Here is a 15,652-nt window from a genome sequence, read left to right as displayed (position 1 = left end):
AACAGTACGGAAATACGGAAGTATGCAAGGGAGCAGAGATAACGATGACAGCCATGGAGCGGGGATACGATGAGCAGGCCGACAATGCGGGAAGCAGACAGGAGCTGGAGCAGATTGAAATTGAGCTGCTGCTGAGCGGAGTACACCGCTTATACGGGTATGATTTCAGAAACTATGCGCTGCCTTCCCTGAAGCGGCGCATCTGGCATCATGTCCATGCCGAGAATGTACCTACCATATCTGCGCTGCAGGAGAAGGTCCTGCATGACCGTGCCTGCTTTGAACGTTTTGTATACAGCCTTTCTATTCCTGTGACGGAAATGTTCCGTGATCCGGGCCTCTTCTTAACCTTCCGCCAAAAGGTCATCCCGCTGCTGCGGACATACCCGTACATCAGAATCTGGCATGCCGGGTGCTCAACAGGTGAAGAAGTGTATTCAATGGCGATCCTGCTGCATGAAGAGGGGCTGTATGATAAGGCGCGTATCTATGCAACAGATATGAATGCCCGTTCTCTGCAGCAGGCCAAAGAAGGGGTATATGAAATCGGCAGAATGAAGCAGTACACCAAGAATTACATGGAGGCTGGCGGTACACGCGCGTTTTCCGAATACTATACTGCGAAATATAACTCAGTGATCCTGCAGCCGTTTTTGCGCAAAAACATCATTTTTGCCGAGCATAATCTGGCAACAGACACCTCCTTTAATGAGTTTAATGTCATTTTTTGCCGTAATGTGATGATCTATTTCAACGATGAGCTTCGTGATCACGTGCATGGTTTATTTTATGAGAGCCTCAGCCGTTTCGGTGTGCTGGTGCTCGGATCCAAGGAATCTATTCATTTCACCAGGTTTAGCGATGGCTACGAGCCCCTGGATAGAGTGGAAAAAATATACCGTAAGAATCAATAGCGGGATAGGAGGGGCCTATGGGGGTTCAAGAACCGGTTCATATACTGCTTGTTGACGACCGTCCTGAGAATCTGCTGGCGCTGGAAGCAGTGCTTGAAAGCCAGCATTATAAGCTTGTCAAAGCTAATTCCGGAGAAGAAGCGCTGCGGAGTTTATTAAGATATGAGTTCGCTGTCATTGTTCTGGACGTTCAGATGCCGGGCATGGATGGTATTGAAACCGCCAAATTAATCAAGGCCAGGGAAAAGACCAAGGACATCCCGATTATCTTTATTTCGGCCAACAGCAAAGAGGCGGAGCATCTGTTTGCCGGGTATTCCGCCGGTGCCATTGATTATATGGTCAAACCCTTCATCCCGCAGATTCTCAAGTCCAAAATTGAAGGCTTCGTTCACATGCATCTGGCGAACAAAAAACACCAGATGCAGTCCATGCTGCTGCAGCAAAAAACACAGGAGCTGGAGAAAATTAACGGCGAGCTGGTCAAGGCCAAGGAGGCGGCGGAAATTGCGGCCAACGCCAAAACAGAATTCCTGGCGATGATGAGTCACGAAATCCGTACACCGATGAACGGTGTTGTAGGTATGATTGACCTGCTGATGGAGACAGACCTGGCTCCTGAACAGAAGGAATATACAGAAATTATCCGCAAGAGTGCTGATACACTTATCACAGTAATCAATGACATTCTGGATTTCACCAAAATGGAGTCAGGAAAAATGGAGATGGAGGAGCAGCTGTTCGAGCTCCAGGGGACGATCCAGGAGGTATTTAGCCTGTTCTCCGCCGAAGCAGGCAAAAAGAATCTGGAGCTTGCTTATTTCATCGACCAGAATCTGCCCAAGCTGATTTACGGGGATATGGCCCGGCTGCGCCAGGTGCTGATCAATCTGGTTGCCAATGCAGTCAAGTTCACCAATCAGGGCGGCGTTTATCTGGTAGCCTCCAAGGCAAGCGGCGCTGATGAGAAGCTGATGGTGGAATTTACTGTAAAAGACACCGGTATCGGCATCTCGCCGGAGAAGTGCGACCGTCTGTTTCAGCCGTTCTCCCAGCTTGATTCTTCCATGACACGGAAGTATGGGGGGACAGGCCTGGGTCTTGCGATCTGCAAATCCCTTGTAGAGATGATGGGCGGCGAGATCCGCGTTGAATCCATGGAGGAGAAGGGAGCAACCTTTGTCTTCTCCATTCAGGCTGCCATGCCTGAGGATGAGCTGGCCAGAGGCTGCGAAGCTGAGGAGCCGGACGGTGTGGTCAGACAGGCACGGATGCACCATAAGGCGCTTGTAGTAGATGATCACCCGATCAATCAGCGTCTAATGGTAAGCATGCTTGAGAAGCTGGGCTATAGCGCCGATGTTGCCGAGGATGGAAGCCAGGCGGTCGAGCTTGCAGCCCGAAACAGCTATGAATTTATTTTTATGGATCTGCAGATGCCGGTGATGGACGGCCTTACAGCGACCTCTGCAATCCGCTCCGGCAGCAGCGAGTCTTCACAAAAGGCTGTTATCATTGCCATGACGGCGAACGTCATGGAGGGCATACAGACCCGCTGTAAAGCCGCAGGCATGGACGGATATGTAAGCAAGCCCCTCAAGCTGAGCAGCATCAAACAAATCATCAGCCGCTATGAACCTCATGAGAGCCCGAGAATGGAACGCAATGCCTCCCTCTCTTAATGAACATCCAGGAATTACCTCATGCGGATTGTCTGCTTTTTGTTTCAACACTATGCCTTTAGGGTTATTGGTAAAGAAAACATTTAATCAGGAGAGATTGTCTATGAATACACATAAAAGCGAAAAGTTCCACGCAAAAACCGAAACCGAAGGCAATGTATGTACGGTTTATCTGATTGGAGAACTCGATTTGTCAGTCGCTCCTGATTTCCGTCTGGTGATGGAGCCGCTTGTGGGAGATACGGGACTGGATCTTGTCATTAATTTGAAGGATCTGAAATACATCGACAGCACAGGCATCGGTATTTTGCTCTCGATTCTCAAGGCAAGACACGGAATGGATGTTAAATTTACGGTGGTGGAAGTTCCGCCGCAGATTCAGAAGCTGTTTGATATGACTGGTATTTCCAAGTTTTTTGCCCCCCAAGAGAACTCCCACTAGGAAAGGATCGAAATAAGGATGAGTGATGACGTGCAAAAAGTAGTTCTTCAGTTACCCGCCAGCGCAGAATATGTCGATATTGTGAGACTTAATTTATATGGAATTGCCTCGAAAATGGGCTTCACCTATGAAGATATTGAAGATATGAAGGTAGCCGTTTCAGAAGCCTGTAATAACTCCGTATTGTATGCTTACGGACAGGAAGACGGGCTTGTGGATGTCATTTTTGAAGTAGGAGCAAGTACCTTGTCCATCACTGTCAAAGATGAGGGGGAGAGCTTTGACGGAATGGATAGTCCTGAACCGCGCATGACGCTGCATGACAAAGAGCTGAATGACGTTGAGGTAGGAGGACTTGGGTTTTATCTGATGCAGGCACTCATGGATGATGTTAGCGTAGTGAGTGAAGCAGGAAGAGGGACTGTCGTTACCCTGACCAAACGGCTTAATTTCAGCGAGGAGAAAGTATGAACGACAAAGTGACTCCCCCAGAGTCCATGAATGATGCGGTAAGTCTGATCTGGGAATACCAGCAGACCAAAGACAACGAAATTGCCACCCTTCTGATCCGTAAATATGAACCCATGGTCAAGATGGCTGCCGGCAAAATTGCCCGGAACCGTCCGGACTTATACGAAGATCTGTATCAGGTAGGACAGATGGCGCTGATCAGGCTGCTTCAGCAATATGACATCAGTCTGGGAATTCCGTTTGAGCCGTATGCGATGAAAAGCATGATCGGCCATATGAAGAATTTCCTGCGGGATAAATCCTGGTACATACAGGTTCCTAGACGGATCAAAGAGAAGGGGGCACTCGTCCAGCAGGCCATTGATGAGCTAACCATCAGGCTTGAGCGTTCACCCGCTGTGGAGGAAATTGCCCAATATCTTGATCTTACTGTAGAAGAAACAGTGGAAGTATTGGCCGGAAGGGAATGCTACCACTATGTGTCGCTTGATTCGCCGCTCTCACAGGAGGAGACCGGGGCTACGCTCGGCGAGCTGATCAGCTCTGATGCCAACGACTATGAAACTGTCGAAAAGCGTATGGATCTCCAGCAGGCGCTCGGCCAGCTCAAGGAGCAGGAGCAGCAGGTACTGCTGCTGGCTTTCCAGGACGGCCAATCTCAGCGGGCCATTGCCCAGAAGCTGGGCGTCTCGCAGATGAGTGTATCGCGGATTCAAAAGCGGGCCACAGAGAAGCTGAAACAAATCATGGCGAATTCTTCTTATTGACCGCGCCGATGTTTACTATATTCAAAAATAGGACATACCTGTTCTCCGGAACAGCGTATGTCCTATTTTTGTTTTAATCCTGTCATCAGCTGTTTGCATCAATATAAGTTTTGATCTCGCCGAGATATTCACCGATAACCGGAACATCAAGGAACAGGCTGAGAATGTAGCCGAGCAGACCGAGAATAACGAAGGTACCCAGTGAAAGTCCGAGCCCGCGGGATATGCCAGCCATCAGGTTGGTGATAATCCGTTTTTTGGGGTCTGTATAATTCTCAAGGATATCCTTGAATTCCGATTTTTCCAGTGAATCCGCAATTTTGTCCAGTCTGGCATTGAGGCGCTTGACTTCATGCCGCAGTTCAAAGGGGTGTTCGTCAACCTCGTACGTTTTAGTCTTGCTGCCCGCATCTCCCATAAGGTCTCCCCGCTTTCTTTAGCCATATTTGGCTTTAATACAGTGCAGCTTCTCTCTTGTTAGATGAAGCTGCACTTAGCATAGCAACAGCCAGCTGCAGTGAGCTGGCTGTTCTCCATTTTAGAATGAGCCGCAGATCACAGCGTGTTAGTAAGAGGACTTGTAAGAGGATTTAACCTCTTCCTTGGCATCCTTAGCTTCAGCGGCGACCTCATCAGTAGCGTCCTTGGCCTTATCGGCAACCTCTTTGGAAGAAGAGGCAGCCTCATCAGTAACGTCTTCGGACGCCTTTTTGACATCGGAAGCTATATCGCTGGATGCCTCGGCTACTGTATCGCCGATCTTTTTGCCGGTCTCCTGCAGCGTAGCAGCGATCTGCTGCTTGCTGTCGCTCACTGTGGTGAAGATGTCAGAGGCTTTGGCGGATACCGTGCTGGCCAAGTCTGTTGCCTTTTCTCCGACAGTAGTGGCAATAGTCTTAGTCTTGTCTGTCACGACTCCGGCAACTTCCTTCGTCTTGTCTGTCGCCAGGGTAAGCTTGTCGGACAGGTCACTGCGCATTTCACGGCCCGGCTTAGGTGCAAACAGCAATGCAGCCGCCGCGCCCAGCAATCCTCCGATAAAAATACCTTTGAAAAATGTGTTCCCGCTCTCTACCGGATGTTCTGTTTCTGCTCTGTTCATCTTCAATCACTCCTTAATAGAATATGGTATTCCCAAATCGGACAGCCTCTTGCCGGTTGCAGCAGCGCTGCAGTGGCGGCTGTCGTCTTGTGGAGTTCAGGATAGCCTGAAGGTTCTTACTTCGTATATAAACGTGGGGATATGGGCTGAAACAGCAGGAAGGTTCAGGAAAGAATAGCCAATACTACAGCTCCGGCCGGAAAGAGATCAGATTTTAGCTGGAATAATATAGGAAAACGGTCTGATTGACAAGGATAGGTTAAGGGTAAGAAATACATAATTAAGGCGCCTATTCATCAATATGAGCGGGGAATCCCCCGTTTTTTAGGATTAAAAAGATTCTAACATCTTTTGGAGGTGCATGGATTATGATCAAAATCGTTACGTCAGCAGAGCGTCATACTTCGAATAGAGAGTGGATCCACAGCGAATTCAGCTTTTCCTTTGCCGATTATGATGATCCCAGCAATGCACACTTTGGTGTATTGCTCGCCCATAACGACAATGAGCTGAAGCCGGGACAGGGCATGGGGGAGCATCCGCATCATGACCTGGAGATTATTACTTATGTCATTTCGGGAGTGCTGAAGCACCAGGATGATCTCGGTAATCAGGCAGAGCTGCAGGCAGGAAGCGTGCAGGTGATGAGTGCAGGCACAGGAATCAGCCATTCGGAGACGAATCCGTCACCAGCAGAACATGTCCGCTTTCTGCAGATGTGGCTGCTGCCGGACCGTCCGGGGGTTACGCCGGCCTGGGATGCGAAATTTTTCCCGCGTGAGCTGAAGATGAATACCCTGCTCCAGGTGGCCTCAGGCACAGATGCTGAAGGGGTACTGAAGCTGGGTGAGGATGTGTCGATTTATCTGTCGGTGCTTGAAACGAACAGGGAAGTGCAGCATTCCCAGCAGGAGGGCAGGCGCACACATCTTTATCTAATTACCGGTAATCTGGAAGTAAGCTGCAGCGAAGGGACTTTTCAGCTGCAGCCCGGTGACGCCGCACGTATCCGCAAAAGCTGTGATCTGACGCTAAAAGGGACAAGCAGCGAAGGGGATGCGGAGTTCATCCTGATTGACCTGCCATAATGCAGAATGAAAACCTAGGCTTACACAGATATAAGAAAGGAGCTCTCAGCCTTGTTGTCATCCGGAGATGGCGGCATCAGGCAGAGAGCTCCTGTTTCGTTTCAGGCCTGTTATTTATTCCGCAGGCGGCCAAGCTCGGAGACCAGGGCTTCCACCTGGGAGATGCTGAGCCGGTCACTGCCCATGGCTACCTCGTAAATATCAAGAATATCCTCATAGTGGTCTACCGAGAAAGCGGATGCCTGCATGGCTGCCGCGCTGGCCATTTTGAGCTTGCTCTTGATGCCCTCGATCATATATTCCACATTTTCCTGGCTGGGCTTTGATAAATCCATGGAGTGCAAACAGTCCTTTCTTAGTAAAATACCTTTGAATTACCGGCCCGATATATGAATTGCGCCGGTCGTTCCTTCTGATGTATTTTATCATGACAGGGCAAAGAAACACCATTTTTTTGTCCAATTCCCCAGAAACATGTTAAATTAAAAGGAATAATTGGATACATTCAGATTCTAAGGAGGAGAGGACAGTGGCAATCAGGGAGCAGGAGAGCAGAAAACGGATCAAAATGGATGCCGACCGGCTGAGCGTTTTCTTCCGGGAGATTGCTGAGCAGCATCCGCCTGAGCGCATCACCTTTTTGTGCATCGGGACGGACCGCTCTACAGGCGATTGCCTCGGCCCTCTGACCGGCAGCGGTCTGCTGAAATACGGTTTTCCGCATGTCACCGGAACTTTACCGTCGCCCTGTGACGCGGATAATCTGGTTGCACGGATTGCCGCGATTCCGGAAGGGCAGCTGATTATAGCCATTGATGCCTGTCTGGGGCCGCCGGCTGCCTTAGGGTTTTATTTTGCAGCCTGCGAACCGCTGCGCCCGGCCCAGTCGGTGGGCCTGGACCTGCCCGAGGTAGGAAACTACAGTCTGGCCGCCATCGTCGGAGTGAACGGACCTTTTCCTTACCGGACACTGCAGACGACACCGCTATACCGGGTAATGCAGATGGCCGAGCAGATTGCACTGGCTGCAGCAAAAGGTTTCAGGCTTGTTCCTTGAGCCGTTTCAAGATGAACCGTTCTGCTTAATAATGTAGAAAAAGCCTTAGTCATTACATAGAAAGAAGGAAACTGTCATGGAAAATATCCGGTGTGAGGGAAGCAATATTTGTTACAGTGATCAGGGGCAGGGCGAGGTTATTGTGCTGCTTCACGGCTTCTGCGGAAGCTCTGCGTATTTTGAGCAGGTCATTCCTTTTCTAAGCGGCAGCTACCGGGTAATTGCTCCCGATCTGCGCGGCCATGGCGCATCGGATGCTCCGCTCGGTGCATACAGCATCGATCAGATGGCTGATGATGTGCTGTCCCTGCTGAATCACCTGGAGATACCGGAAGTGTATCTGCTGGGCCATTCCATGGGCGGTTATGTCGCATTATCCTTTGCCCAGCGTCATGCTTCCCGGCTGAAAGGATTCGGGCTGATTCACTCCACCGGTTATCCGGATGGCGAGGAGGCCCGGGAGAAGCGACTGAAGAGCGTCAGTACGATCCAGAATGAAGGAATTACCGCATTTGTTGATGCCCTGGTACCCGGATTGTTCGCTCCCGGCGCAGCTTCCCGGCTGCTTGAACGGGTTAAGGAGATCGGTTACAAAACTCCGCCGCAGGGCGCGGCAGGTGCCCTGCTTGCGATGCGGGAACGTCCGGACCGCCGGGATGTCCTTTCGGCATCTGCCTTGCCGGTGCTGCTTGTAGCGGGTACGGAAGATGGTCTGGTGCCGCCTGAACGGATCTTTACCACAGATAAGGCGAATGTAACCAGGGCGACCATTCCCGGTGCCGGACATATGAGCATGTATGAAGCGCCGGAGCGTCTGGCGGAGATTATTAAGGATTTTGTACAGATACCGGCAGCCAGGAAGTAAGTGTCCGGATAAATAATGCCAAAGAGGCAGCCTCTGCTGACAAGCGGAGTGCTGCCTCTTTGGGCTGTACCTTACTGGAACCTGCGGATTGCCGGGAGACAGAGCACCGAGGCGGCACACAGGATGCCAAGACCGGAAAAGATGGTGATGGTAGGAAGGCCGCCGATCTGATCAGCCAGCCAGCCGACCAGAATGTAACCTACCGGCAGCAGGGCGAAGGAGCCGAGCAGATCCAGACTGGCCACACGTCCGAAAGCCTCCTGGGGAACAAGCTCCTGCAGGCTAATTTCCCAGATTAGGCCAAAGATCATCAGCCCGAATCCTTCCACGGTGAACAGGGCAACTGCCACAGCCGCATTCGGAATAAACGGCATCAGGAACAGGGCAAGACAGCTCAGGATGACTCCGCCGTAAGCCATGATGCCGCGGCGGGTCCAGTGCTGGCGCAGGCTGTACACCAGTCCGGCAACTATGGCTCCGGCACCGGAACAGGTAACAGCAAGCCCGTATATGTAAGGCGGCCATCCGTGGTATACCTTAAACAGCCAGGGGATCAGAATGCTGGTCACTCCGGCAAAACAAATATTGAAGAACGAGAAGGTGATAATCGTGATCCAGAGCCACGGGTGACTGCGCAGCACGGCGATCCCTTCTTTGAAATCATCCTTCCAGTTCGGGGAGGTATGAGGTGCTCCCGCTGCAGACACCTCCTGAACTCCTGCAGAGTCTGTCGAAGACCTGCCCCTCAGGCCGGCCGTCAGAGCTCTGCGCAGGTAAATCAGGCAGAACAGGGAGAGGATGTAGGTAAAAGCATCGAGCCCGAACCCGATACCAGCTGACAGATGAGTGATGAGCAGACCGCCGAGCGCAGGTCCGATCAGGCGGACCGCCTGGGTGCTCATCTGTGTCAACGAATTGGCGGCAATCCGGATATCCGGTGTAAAGACCATAGCCTGGGTTGCAGAATAAGCTGGGCGGAACAAACCGTCAAGCATGCCATAGAGGCCCATAAACAGATAGAGCAGCGGAATGCTCAATGCACCGGTAAGCGAGAGCACTGCTATGGCGACCATAATGGCAAACCGGGCGATATCAGCCGATATCATAATTTTAACTCTGTCGTACCGGTCCACTATATGGCCCGATACAGGGAGCATAATCACATTTGGCAGCATATAAATGGCCATTACGAAGCCCATTGTCTTGGTCGAACCGGTCATGGAGTAGACGAGGACAGGCAGGATTACCATAGTTACCGAGCTACCGAGAAAGGAAATAAGATTTCCGAGCCAGAGATAAGGGAACGCCTGCGATGCTGTAAACAGGGTGGCGAATTTACGAAAGGGATTGCGGCTCGCTGATTCTGTTGCTGTAACCGGGTTCATTCAGAATTTCCTCCCGATTCTGGCTCATAGTCTGAATGGGGCAGGCGCCCAATGACAAATTCCACGCCGTATTCATCCCCGTGGGTGAACCTTGACTCCCAGGAGATAATCAGCTGAGTCAGCTCCTGCTGAAAATCACTGAGTTCAGCGGGGGATAAGGTCAGCCGGGTGATAAAATGCTCAATCCTGTCTTCTGGACGGAACTGGAAGCCGCTGAACTGTCCGGAGTGAAAAAAGGTTCCTTTAGACCGGTAAAATTTCTGGATAATTCCTCCGGCTGCTTCTGTGCGGACAATCTCGAGCAGTCCGCCTTCGAACAGCTTGACGATATGATAGTGAATATTGCCTGGTGTTTTCTGCAGCTTTTCGGCAACCTGCTTGGAGGTCAAGGGTTCATCCGCCAATGCGTGCATGATTTTAATCCGCAACGCACTTTCCAGCAGCTTATTCTGTTCTTCTGTCAGGGTTAGCCGGGAGGCTGTATCCGGTTTATTCATTACTGTATGTCACCTTCTTTCTTTATTGTAAGATTAAATCTGTATAACAGTTCAATCTGGAATCCAGATCAACGAGTTGGACTTATTATATGAGATTCCTTATGCCCCTGTCAATGATTTCCGGAGAGCAGGTTCCGCTTCTGTTGTACTGTTCAGTGGCGCACAGGGTTAGAATGGTTTAAGATGACTTTTAAGGATGATTAACTGCTTACTGCGGCTAAATATACAGGGCGCATAGCCCGGGAGGAGTGTTGCCGGATGTTTCGGAGAGACTATATCGTACGGATGATTGAAGATATGACGGCCATGGTGGCCAAAGTGCTTACACTCAAGCAGGAAAGGAAGACAACGGAAGCTTTATGGGAAGTGGATGAGCTGCTTAACCGGCATTTCCGGCTGAATTCCCGTCTGCTGAACTCCTTGTCCGCTGAAGATATTGTTGAAATGTTCCGGCTCGGCGGCATCATTGAGTCCGACAAGCTGCAGGGCGTGGCCCGGCTGCTTAAGGAAGAAGGAAGCATCTACGCAGCTGCAGGCGATAAGGAAGCAGCGCTGTTCCGGTACATGCGTTCCCTGCATTTATTTCTGCGTGCGGAACTACATGGCGCCGACCGTGAGCTGTTGAATATGAACAGGGAAATGGAGGAGCTGCTGCAGGAAACCGAGGGCTACCAGCTACCCGTCAAAACAGAACGCCTGCTGCTCTCCTACCTGGAGTCGGCCGGCAGCTATGCCAAGGCGGAAGACAGCCTGTACCGGCTGTGGGAGCAGGGTGTGGATGTTGCTGCGGAAGGACACGGGCTCTATGGGCGGCTGCTGCAGAAGTCTCCTGAAGCACTGGAGCTTGGCGGCCTGCCGCTGGAGGAAGTGCAGCAGGGTCTGGCCGAGTGGGAGAGAATTACTGCTGCAGCGAAGCAGGAGCAGCGCTAATAATTTACTGAATGGCCCAGATGCCCAGGGAATTGTGAAGACAGGCGTCTGTGCTGTTTTTTTTATTGATTCTAACGGGTTGCAATGGTTTTGTTTACAGATAGAAGACTATACAAGAGCTTGTTATAATATCCGGGTGCAGGACATGCTATAATATAACGGCTACTTAAGGCGAACCCGTTCTTTATTTTAATATGTGAAAGTGAGATGTACCCTGTGGAATCTTTAAATACATTAATTGTACAACTGATTAACAACCGCACCTTAATAACGGCGACATTAAGCCAGCTGCGCAGTAAAGGCGAGGTATCCTACACCAAAGTACAGATCAAGCCCGTCGAGCTTAAAGGCAAGCTGCACTATCAGTTTGCCTACTATACCGGACCTAAGGTCGAGCACCGGAACATCCCTGCTGAAGAAGCCGGGGCTGAAATGATGGCGCTGCTGCGGGCAACCTTCCGCCAGGCGCTGCTGTGCACCATTGAGGCGGACTATCAGGTGCTGATCAGCAAGAAGTATAAAGTATCCATCCTGACGAAATCGGCCAGCAAGCAGGAGGCGCCTGATCTGGCCCATAACCGCAAGAAGCGCTATGTGCTGGATGAGGGAGAGCCGGTGCCATTCCTGGTGGAGCTGGGGATTATGAACAGCGAAGGCAAGGTTTTGGCCAAAAAATACGATAAGTTCCGCCAGATCAACCGCTTTCTGGAGATGGTTGAGGATGTGCTGGCTGACCTGCCGGCCGGACGCCCGCTGACCATTGTCGATTTTGGCTGCGGCAAATCCTATCTGACGTTTGCGCTGTATCATTATCTGGCCGTCCGTGAACGGCGGGAGCTGAATGTCGTCGGACTTGACCTCAAGGCTGATGTCATTGCCCACTGCAGCCAATTGGCAGCCAAGCTTGGCTACAGCCAGCTGAAGTTCCTTGTAGGCGACATTGCTGATTATAATGAACTGGATCAGGTGGATATGGTGGTCACTCTGCATGCCTGCGATACGGCAACGGACGCCGCACTCGAAAAAGCGGTCCGCTGGGGCGCCTCGGTTATTCTCTCTGTCCCCTGCTGCCAGCATGAGCTATTTAACCAGATTGAGAGTGAGGTGCTTAATCCGCTGCTGTCGCACGGCATTCTGAAGGAGCGCTTCTCGGCGCTTGCCACCGACGCCATCCGGGCCAAGCTGCTGGATCTGATGGGTTACCGCAGCCAGCTGCTGGAGTTCATCGACATGGAGCATACCCCGAAGAATATTCTTATCCGGGCCGTCAAGGCGGGCGGCGGAGACAACGATGCCAAATGGCGTGAGTATAGCGCCTTCCGTGATTTTCTGGGCGCCAAGCCGTATCTTGAGCGTGTCTGCGCAGACCTGCTGCCAGCAGAGCTAACGGCGCAGGACTAAGGACTGCCGGGACTGCAGACGATGGAAGTCTTGCCGTACAGATAATACCTATAATGCTTCAATGAACAGGACAGTGCACTCTCCTCCGGGAGAAACGCTGTCCTGTTTGCTTTGGAATTCCGGCATATAAATTTTCCAATTTGCGGGAAAACTGACGGATAACAAGGTACATGGAGGTAACGATGGAAATCAACAGACACTGGTCCCGGCTGCAGCGGTTTACGAGCCGGGGGAGCGCAGGCATGCTGTTTTTGGCTGCGGCAGCAGCATGCCTGATGCGCGGGCTTTTTTTTGCCCGGGAACTGTACGGTCTTCTGGCGGTATGGTTCGCCCTGTGTGCTGCTTTTGCCGTCTTAGCGGGCATCAGCGGAAGAGCTGCCGGAGGCAGGGGAAGCCTATTGGAGGGGCCGGAGGCGGGTGAAGGGAATACCGGAGGTTCACATAAGGCCGGGAATTGGATGCTTATTGTTCTGTTGGGCTGTCCCATAATCCTTTTTGCCTTATATGCAGTACAGCTGCTGAGGGGGCCGCTGTCGGTGCAGGGAACGCTTAATGAGCTGTTGCGCTGGGGGCTGTACGGAAGCTTTGCTTATTTCGCAGCTGTTTGTGCAGTCAGCCGCCGGGGTGCCGGATTTCTTGCTGCACTCTGGCATACGCTTGGCATGACCCTCTGTTTAAGCGGCCTGCTGGCAGCCTGCGGATTGCCGCTCCGTTATGCGATTGCGTATACGGACTCCGCGGCAGTCAGTGCTACCGGGGCTAGGCTGGGCGGGCTGCTACAGTATCCGAATGCCTTCGGTGCTGTGATGGCCGTTTTCCTGCTGGAGCGGGCCATAGCGGCCGCGGAGGCGGCTGCGCGTGACAGCCATCGCGCGCAAAGTACCGCGAGGCAGCTGCTGTGCACGCTGCCTCTGTTCCCGTACGCCGCCGCGCTGCTGCTCAGCGAGTCGCGCGGCGCGCTGCTGGCTGCGGCCTGCGCCGCCGCCGCAGCCCTGCTCAGGAAGCGGCGGCTGGCCGCGCCGCTTCTGGTCAGCGCCGCCGCGCCTGCGGCTGCTGCGGCGCTGCTCTGCCGCCAGCTGGCCCGCGCCGGGCTGGCGGCAGAGCCTTTGCCCGGCCTGCTGCTGCTGGCCGGGTGCTGGGCCGGCGCCCTGCTGGCCGGCCTGTGGCTGTGCCGCCGCTGCCGGGGCGCGGCGGGCGGGCCGTTCGCCGCCATGCTGCTGGCGGCGGGGCTGTGGACGGCGGCGGGGAGCGCCGTCCTGGCACTGCTGCGCGGGCGGATCAGCGGGCCGTCTCCGACGGCCGCCGCCCGCGGGCTGTTCTACCGCGACGCGTGGCGCCTCGCGGGGGAAGCCCCCTGGCTGGGGCAGGGGGGCGAGACCTGGCGCAGCGCGTACCTCGCTGTCCAGTCCCGTCCCTATGTGGGCAGCCAGGTCCACAGCGGGTACCTCGATATTCTGTTGAATCTCGGTACCGCCGGAAGTGCCGCTGTGCTGCTAATGCTGCTGGCAGCAGGAATACTGGCGGGCAGGAACGCCCCCGGGCTGCTGCCCCCGCTGCTCGTAATCCTCCTGCACGGCGCAGTGGATTTCAGCTGGAGCTACGGGCTCTTTTGGCTGCTGCTGTTCTTGCTGACAGCAAGAGCGCTTGCCGAGTCACACCAGCACCGGCTTACCGGGCCCCGAAGGGACGCCGAAATGAATCGCCGAGCTTCGGCACAACAGGCAGGAACGCGGGTATTGCTGATAGCAGTTGTCTGCTTCTGTCTGATACTGAGCGCCCTTTCCTTCAAGCTGTGGAAGGGGGAACGCTTATTCAGCCAGGCTGCCCGTTCTTCAGAACCTGCAGTACAGAGTATGCTGCTTCAGGAAGCACTGCATTACAATCCGTACGATCCCCGTATAGTTGTAAGATTTGCAGGACTGCTTCCGCAGGAAGAGAAGGAGGAGCAGCTGCTCCGCAGTCTTGAGTACTCCCCGGGAGATGCCGGTCTGCACTGGATGCTGGCAGAAGCCTGCCTGAAAGGCAATGAGCCGGGGACCGCGCTTTACTGGGTGAGAAGAAGTATTGAGCTGGACAGGTTTAACGCCTTCAAGTGGAGGAGTGCAGCAGAAGGCATGCTGCAGATGGGCCGCCGTGCTTTGGCAAAAGGGGATCTGCAGCGTGCCGCAGCCAGTGCGGTTGCCGGACAGGAGCTGGTGAGGGGATACCGGCTGCTTGCATTGCAGGAGCACATTAAAGGCCCGGAGCACAATGACCGCAGCTTTGAATTCTCAGGGGGAACTGAAGAGGTGGACGCAGAGCTGGATCAGCTGATTGCAGCAGTTTACAATGTGCAGCCATTGCAGACAACTGCTAACTCCCTATAAACCCTCAATGACTTCCCTATTGACCCTGTAGGCATCGTTGGGACTCTATTTTTGTCAGACGGCTTGAAAGGAATAGCCCTAACTAAGTGGATTTTTGCTGCTTAAAATCGCTGTTTAACTTGTAATCCAGTTATTAGTTGGAAAATCCTCACTTAAAAACGCCTGAATTCCCGAACTGGAGGCAAATGGCCTGAAATAAATAGCAAAAATCCACTTAAATCTTATAAACACAAAGAACTCGTAGAATTAAGTGCCGATTTTCCAACTAAATTGGTTAATACCATAGTTTCATCGGTAATATGACCACCGAATACTGCCTTTACTGAAATCAAGGTTGGAAACCGGTTCGGCCCCTTAATTATGGAGTCATTCTCTTAAATTCTCTGTTTCTCGCAGTTTCTTAAAGTGAAATCTTTACTTCCTCCAATTGGCCTGCTTTCCACGCTGCATGGTATTGGTTGGGGCTCAATCGTTTTAAACTGCCATGAAACCGTCGCTCGTTGTAAAAACGAATATACTCGGTAACGCTCTCGTACGCTTCTTCAAAGGTTTCAAAGTACATTTTACTGTATACATCTCGCTCTAAAATGCTGTGGAAAGACTCAATATATGCGTTCATATTCGGCGTTTTGGGCGGAATTCGTTCATGAATAAGCGGCGCCTTTTCGTCCAGGCACATCTCTGC

General features: G+C 52.5%; 17 protein-coding genes. 11 read left to right on the top strand and 6 right to left on the bottom strand.

The window, feature by feature from the left end:
* Positions 1-44: 44 nt before the first annotated feature.
* The 5 genes from BLR64_RS27585 to BLR64_RS27565 all read left to right on the top strand — a co-directional run bounded on the left by BLR64_RS27585 (position 45) and on the right by BLR64_RS27565 (position 4,276).
* The gene (locus BLR64_RS27585) at positions 45-914 is read left to right on the top strand and encodes a CheR family methyltransferase (RefSeq protein WP_090719640.1); all 870 of its coding nucleotides are present in this window, start codon (positions 45-47) and stop codon (positions 912-914) included.
* Between the two features lie 17 nt (positions 915-931).
* Positions 932-2,596 carry a response regulator gene (locus tag BLR64_RS27580; protein WP_090719638.1) on the top strand — a complete coding sequence of 555 codons (1,665 nt, stop codon included), beginning with the start codon at positions 932-934 and terminating at the stop codon, positions 2,594-2,596.
* 103 nt (positions 2,597-2,699) lie between these two features.
* Entirely contained in the window at positions 2,700-3,038 is a 339-nt protein-coding gene (locus BLR64_RS27575; protein ID WP_090719636.1) for an STAS domain-containing protein, read from the top strand.
* Between the two features lie 18 nt (positions 3,039-3,056).
* A complete protein-coding gene (rsbW, locus tag BLR64_RS27570) occupies positions 3,057-3,509 on the top strand; it encodes an anti-sigma B factor RsbW (RefSeq protein ID WP_068729769.1) in 453 nt (150 codons plus the stop codon).
* Positions 3,506-4,276, top strand: coding sequence for a sigma-70 family RNA polymerase sigma factor (locus BLR64_RS27565; protein WP_068729771.1), 771 nt, complete (start codon positions 3,506-3,508; stop codon positions 4,274-4,276). Before rsbW ends, BLR64_RS27565 begins: the two co-directional genes overlap by 4 nt.
* Before the next feature lie 85 nt (positions 4,277-4,361).
* Here BLR64_RS27565 and BLR64_RS27560 read toward each other — a convergent pair whose 3' ends face one another.
* Both BLR64_RS27560 and BLR64_RS27555 read right to left on the bottom strand, forming a co-directional pair.
* Positions 4,362-4,694 carry a DUF5665 domain-containing protein gene (locus BLR64_RS27560; RefSeq protein WP_090719634.1) on the bottom strand — a complete coding sequence of 111 codons (333 nt, stop codon included), beginning with the start codon at positions 4,692-4,694 and terminating at the stop codon, positions 4,362-4,364.
* 147 nt (positions 4,695-4,841) lie between these two features.
* Positions 4,842-5,378 carry a YtxH domain-containing protein gene (locus BLR64_RS27555; protein WP_090719632.1) on the bottom strand — a complete coding sequence of 179 codons (537 nt, stop codon included), beginning with the start codon at positions 5,376-5,378 and terminating at the stop codon, positions 4,842-4,844.
* Positions 5,379-5,746: 368 nt separating this feature from the next.
* Here BLR64_RS27555 and BLR64_RS27550 point away from each other — a divergent pair, with 368 nt between their 5' ends.
* Entirely contained in the window at positions 5,747-6,466 is a 720-nt protein-coding gene (locus BLR64_RS27550; RefSeq protein WP_090719629.1) for a pirin family protein, read from the top strand.
* 110 nt (positions 6,467-6,576) lie between these two features.
* Here the strand turns inward: BLR64_RS27550 and BLR64_RS27545 are convergent, their stop codons facing one another.
* Positions 6,577-6,801 carry a DUF1128 domain-containing protein gene (locus BLR64_RS27545; protein ID WP_068729779.1) on the bottom strand — a complete coding sequence of 75 codons (225 nt, stop codon included), beginning with the start codon at positions 6,799-6,801 and terminating at the stop codon, positions 6,577-6,579.
* A gap of 194 nt (positions 6,802-6,995) precedes the next feature.
* On the opposite strand from BLR64_RS27545, the gene yyaC reads away from it, so the two are divergent.
* Both yyaC and BLR64_RS27535 read left to right on the top strand, forming a co-directional pair.
* The gene (gene yyaC / locus BLR64_RS27540) at positions 6,996-7,523 is read left to right on the top strand and encodes a spore protease YyaC (RefSeq protein WP_244157865.1); all 528 of its coding nucleotides are present in this window, start codon (positions 6,996-6,998) and stop codon (positions 7,521-7,523) included.
* 76 nt (positions 7,524-7,599) lie between these two features.
* Entirely contained in the window at positions 7,600-8,388 is a 789-nt protein-coding gene (locus tag BLR64_RS27535; protein WP_090719627.1) for an alpha/beta fold hydrolase, read from the top strand.
* Between the two features lie 71 nt (positions 8,389-8,459).
* Here the strand turns inward: BLR64_RS27535 and BLR64_RS27530 are convergent, their stop codons facing one another.
* Positions 8,460-9,773, bottom strand: a complete 1,314-nt coding sequence (locus BLR64_RS27530; RefSeq protein WP_090719625.1) for an MFS transporter — start codon at positions 9,771-9,773, stop codon at positions 8,460-8,462.
* The gene (locus tag BLR64_RS27525) at positions 9,770-10,270 is read right to left on the bottom strand and encodes an ArsR/SmtB family transcription factor (protein WP_090719623.1); all 501 of its coding nucleotides are present in this window, start codon (positions 10,268-10,270) and stop codon (positions 9,770-9,772) included. Before BLR64_RS27525 ends, BLR64_RS27530 begins: the two co-directional genes overlap by 4 nt.
* A gap of 258 nt (positions 10,271-10,528) precedes the next feature.
* On the opposite strand from BLR64_RS27525, the gene BLR64_RS27520 reads away from it, so the two are divergent.
* The 3 genes from BLR64_RS27520 (at position 10,529) to BLR64_RS27510 (ending at position 14,967) form a co-directional block, all read left to right on the top strand.
* Positions 10,529-11,200 (top strand): DUF6483 family protein, encoded by a 672-nt coding sequence (locus tag BLR64_RS27520; protein WP_090719620.1) that lies wholly within the window; start codon positions 10,529-10,531, stop codon positions 11,198-11,200.
* 207 nt (positions 11,201-11,407) lie between these two features.
* The gene (locus BLR64_RS27515; protein WP_208607248.1) at positions 11,408-12,601 is read left to right on the top strand and encodes a class I SAM-dependent methyltransferase; all 1,194 of its coding nucleotides are present in this window, start codon (positions 11,408-11,410) and stop codon (positions 12,599-12,601) included.
* Between the two features lie 182 nt (positions 12,602-12,783).
* A complete protein-coding gene (locus BLR64_RS27510; RefSeq protein ID WP_167360798.1) occupies positions 12,784-14,967 on the top strand; it encodes an O-antigen ligase family protein in 2,184 nt (727 codons plus the stop codon).
* Positions 14,968-15,367: 400 nt separating this feature from the next.
* Here BLR64_RS27510 and BLR64_RS27505 read toward each other — a convergent pair.
* The coding region (locus BLR64_RS27505; protein WP_139172116.1) for an integrase core domain-containing protein at positions 15,368-15,652 on the bottom strand (285 nt) is incomplete at its 5' end.

Source organism: Paenibacillus typhae (assembly GCF_900099765.1).
GTDB lineage: Bacteria > Bacillota > Bacilli > Paenibacillales > Paenibacillaceae > Paenibacillus_AQ > Paenibacillus_AQ typhae.
This window is presented reverse-complemented; position numbering and strand designations above follow the sequence as displayed.

Bases quoted from the DNA above. Each gene is read 5' to 3' on its own strand.
- BLR64_RS27585 (WP_090719640.1), top strand. From the start codon at position 45: ATGACAGCCATGGAGCGGGGATACGATGAGCAGGCCGACAATGCGGGA.
- BLR64_RS27580 (WP_090719638.1), top strand. From the start codon at position 932: ATGGGGGTTCAAGAACCGGTTCATATACTGCTTGTTGACGACCGTCCT.
- BLR64_RS27575 (WP_090719636.1), top strand. From the start codon at position 2,700: ATGAATACACATAAAAGCGAAAAGTTCCACGCAAAAACCGAAACCGAA.
- rsbW (WP_068729769.1), top strand. From the start codon at position 3,057: ATGAGTGATGACGTGCAAAAAGTAGTTCTTCAGTTACCCGCCAGCGCA.
- BLR64_RS27565 (WP_068729771.1), top strand. From the start codon at position 3,506: ATGAACGACAAAGTGACTCCCCCAGAGTCCATGAATGATGCGGTAAGT.
- BLR64_RS27560 (WP_090719634.1), bottom strand. From the start codon at position 4,694: ATGGGAGATGCGGGCAGCAAGACTAAAACGTACGAGGTTGACGAACAC.
- BLR64_RS27555 (WP_090719632.1), bottom strand. From the start codon at position 5,378: ATGAACAGAGCAGAAACAGAACATCCGGTAGAGAGCGGGAACACATTT.
- BLR64_RS27550 (WP_090719629.1), top strand. From the start codon at position 5,747: ATGATCAAAATCGTTACGTCAGCAGAGCGTCATACTTCGAATAGAGAG.
- BLR64_RS27545 (WP_068729779.1), bottom strand. From the start codon at position 6,801: ATGGATTTATCAAAGCCCAGCCAGGAAAATGTGGAATATATGATCGAG.
- BLR64_RS27535 (WP_090719627.1), top strand. From the start codon at position 7,600: ATGGAAAATATCCGGTGTGAGGGAAGCAATATTTGTTACAGTGATCAG.
- BLR64_RS27530 (WP_090719625.1), bottom strand. From the start codon at position 9,773: ATGAACCCGGTTACAGCAACAGAATCAGCGAGCCGCAATCCCTTTCGT.
- BLR64_RS27525 (WP_090719623.1), bottom strand. From the start codon at position 10,270: ATGAATAAACCGGATACAGCCTCCCGGCTAACCCTGACAGAAGAACAG.
- BLR64_RS27520 (WP_090719620.1), top strand. From the start codon at position 10,529: ATGTTTCGGAGAGACTATATCGTACGGATGATTGAAGATATGACGGCC.
- BLR64_RS27515 (WP_208607248.1), top strand. From the start codon at position 11,408: ATGTACCCTGTGGAATCTTTAAATACATTAATTGTACAACTGATTAAC.
- BLR64_RS27510 (WP_167360798.1), top strand. From the start codon at position 12,784: ATGGAAATCAACAGACACTGGTCCCGGCTGCAGCGGTTTACGAGCCGG.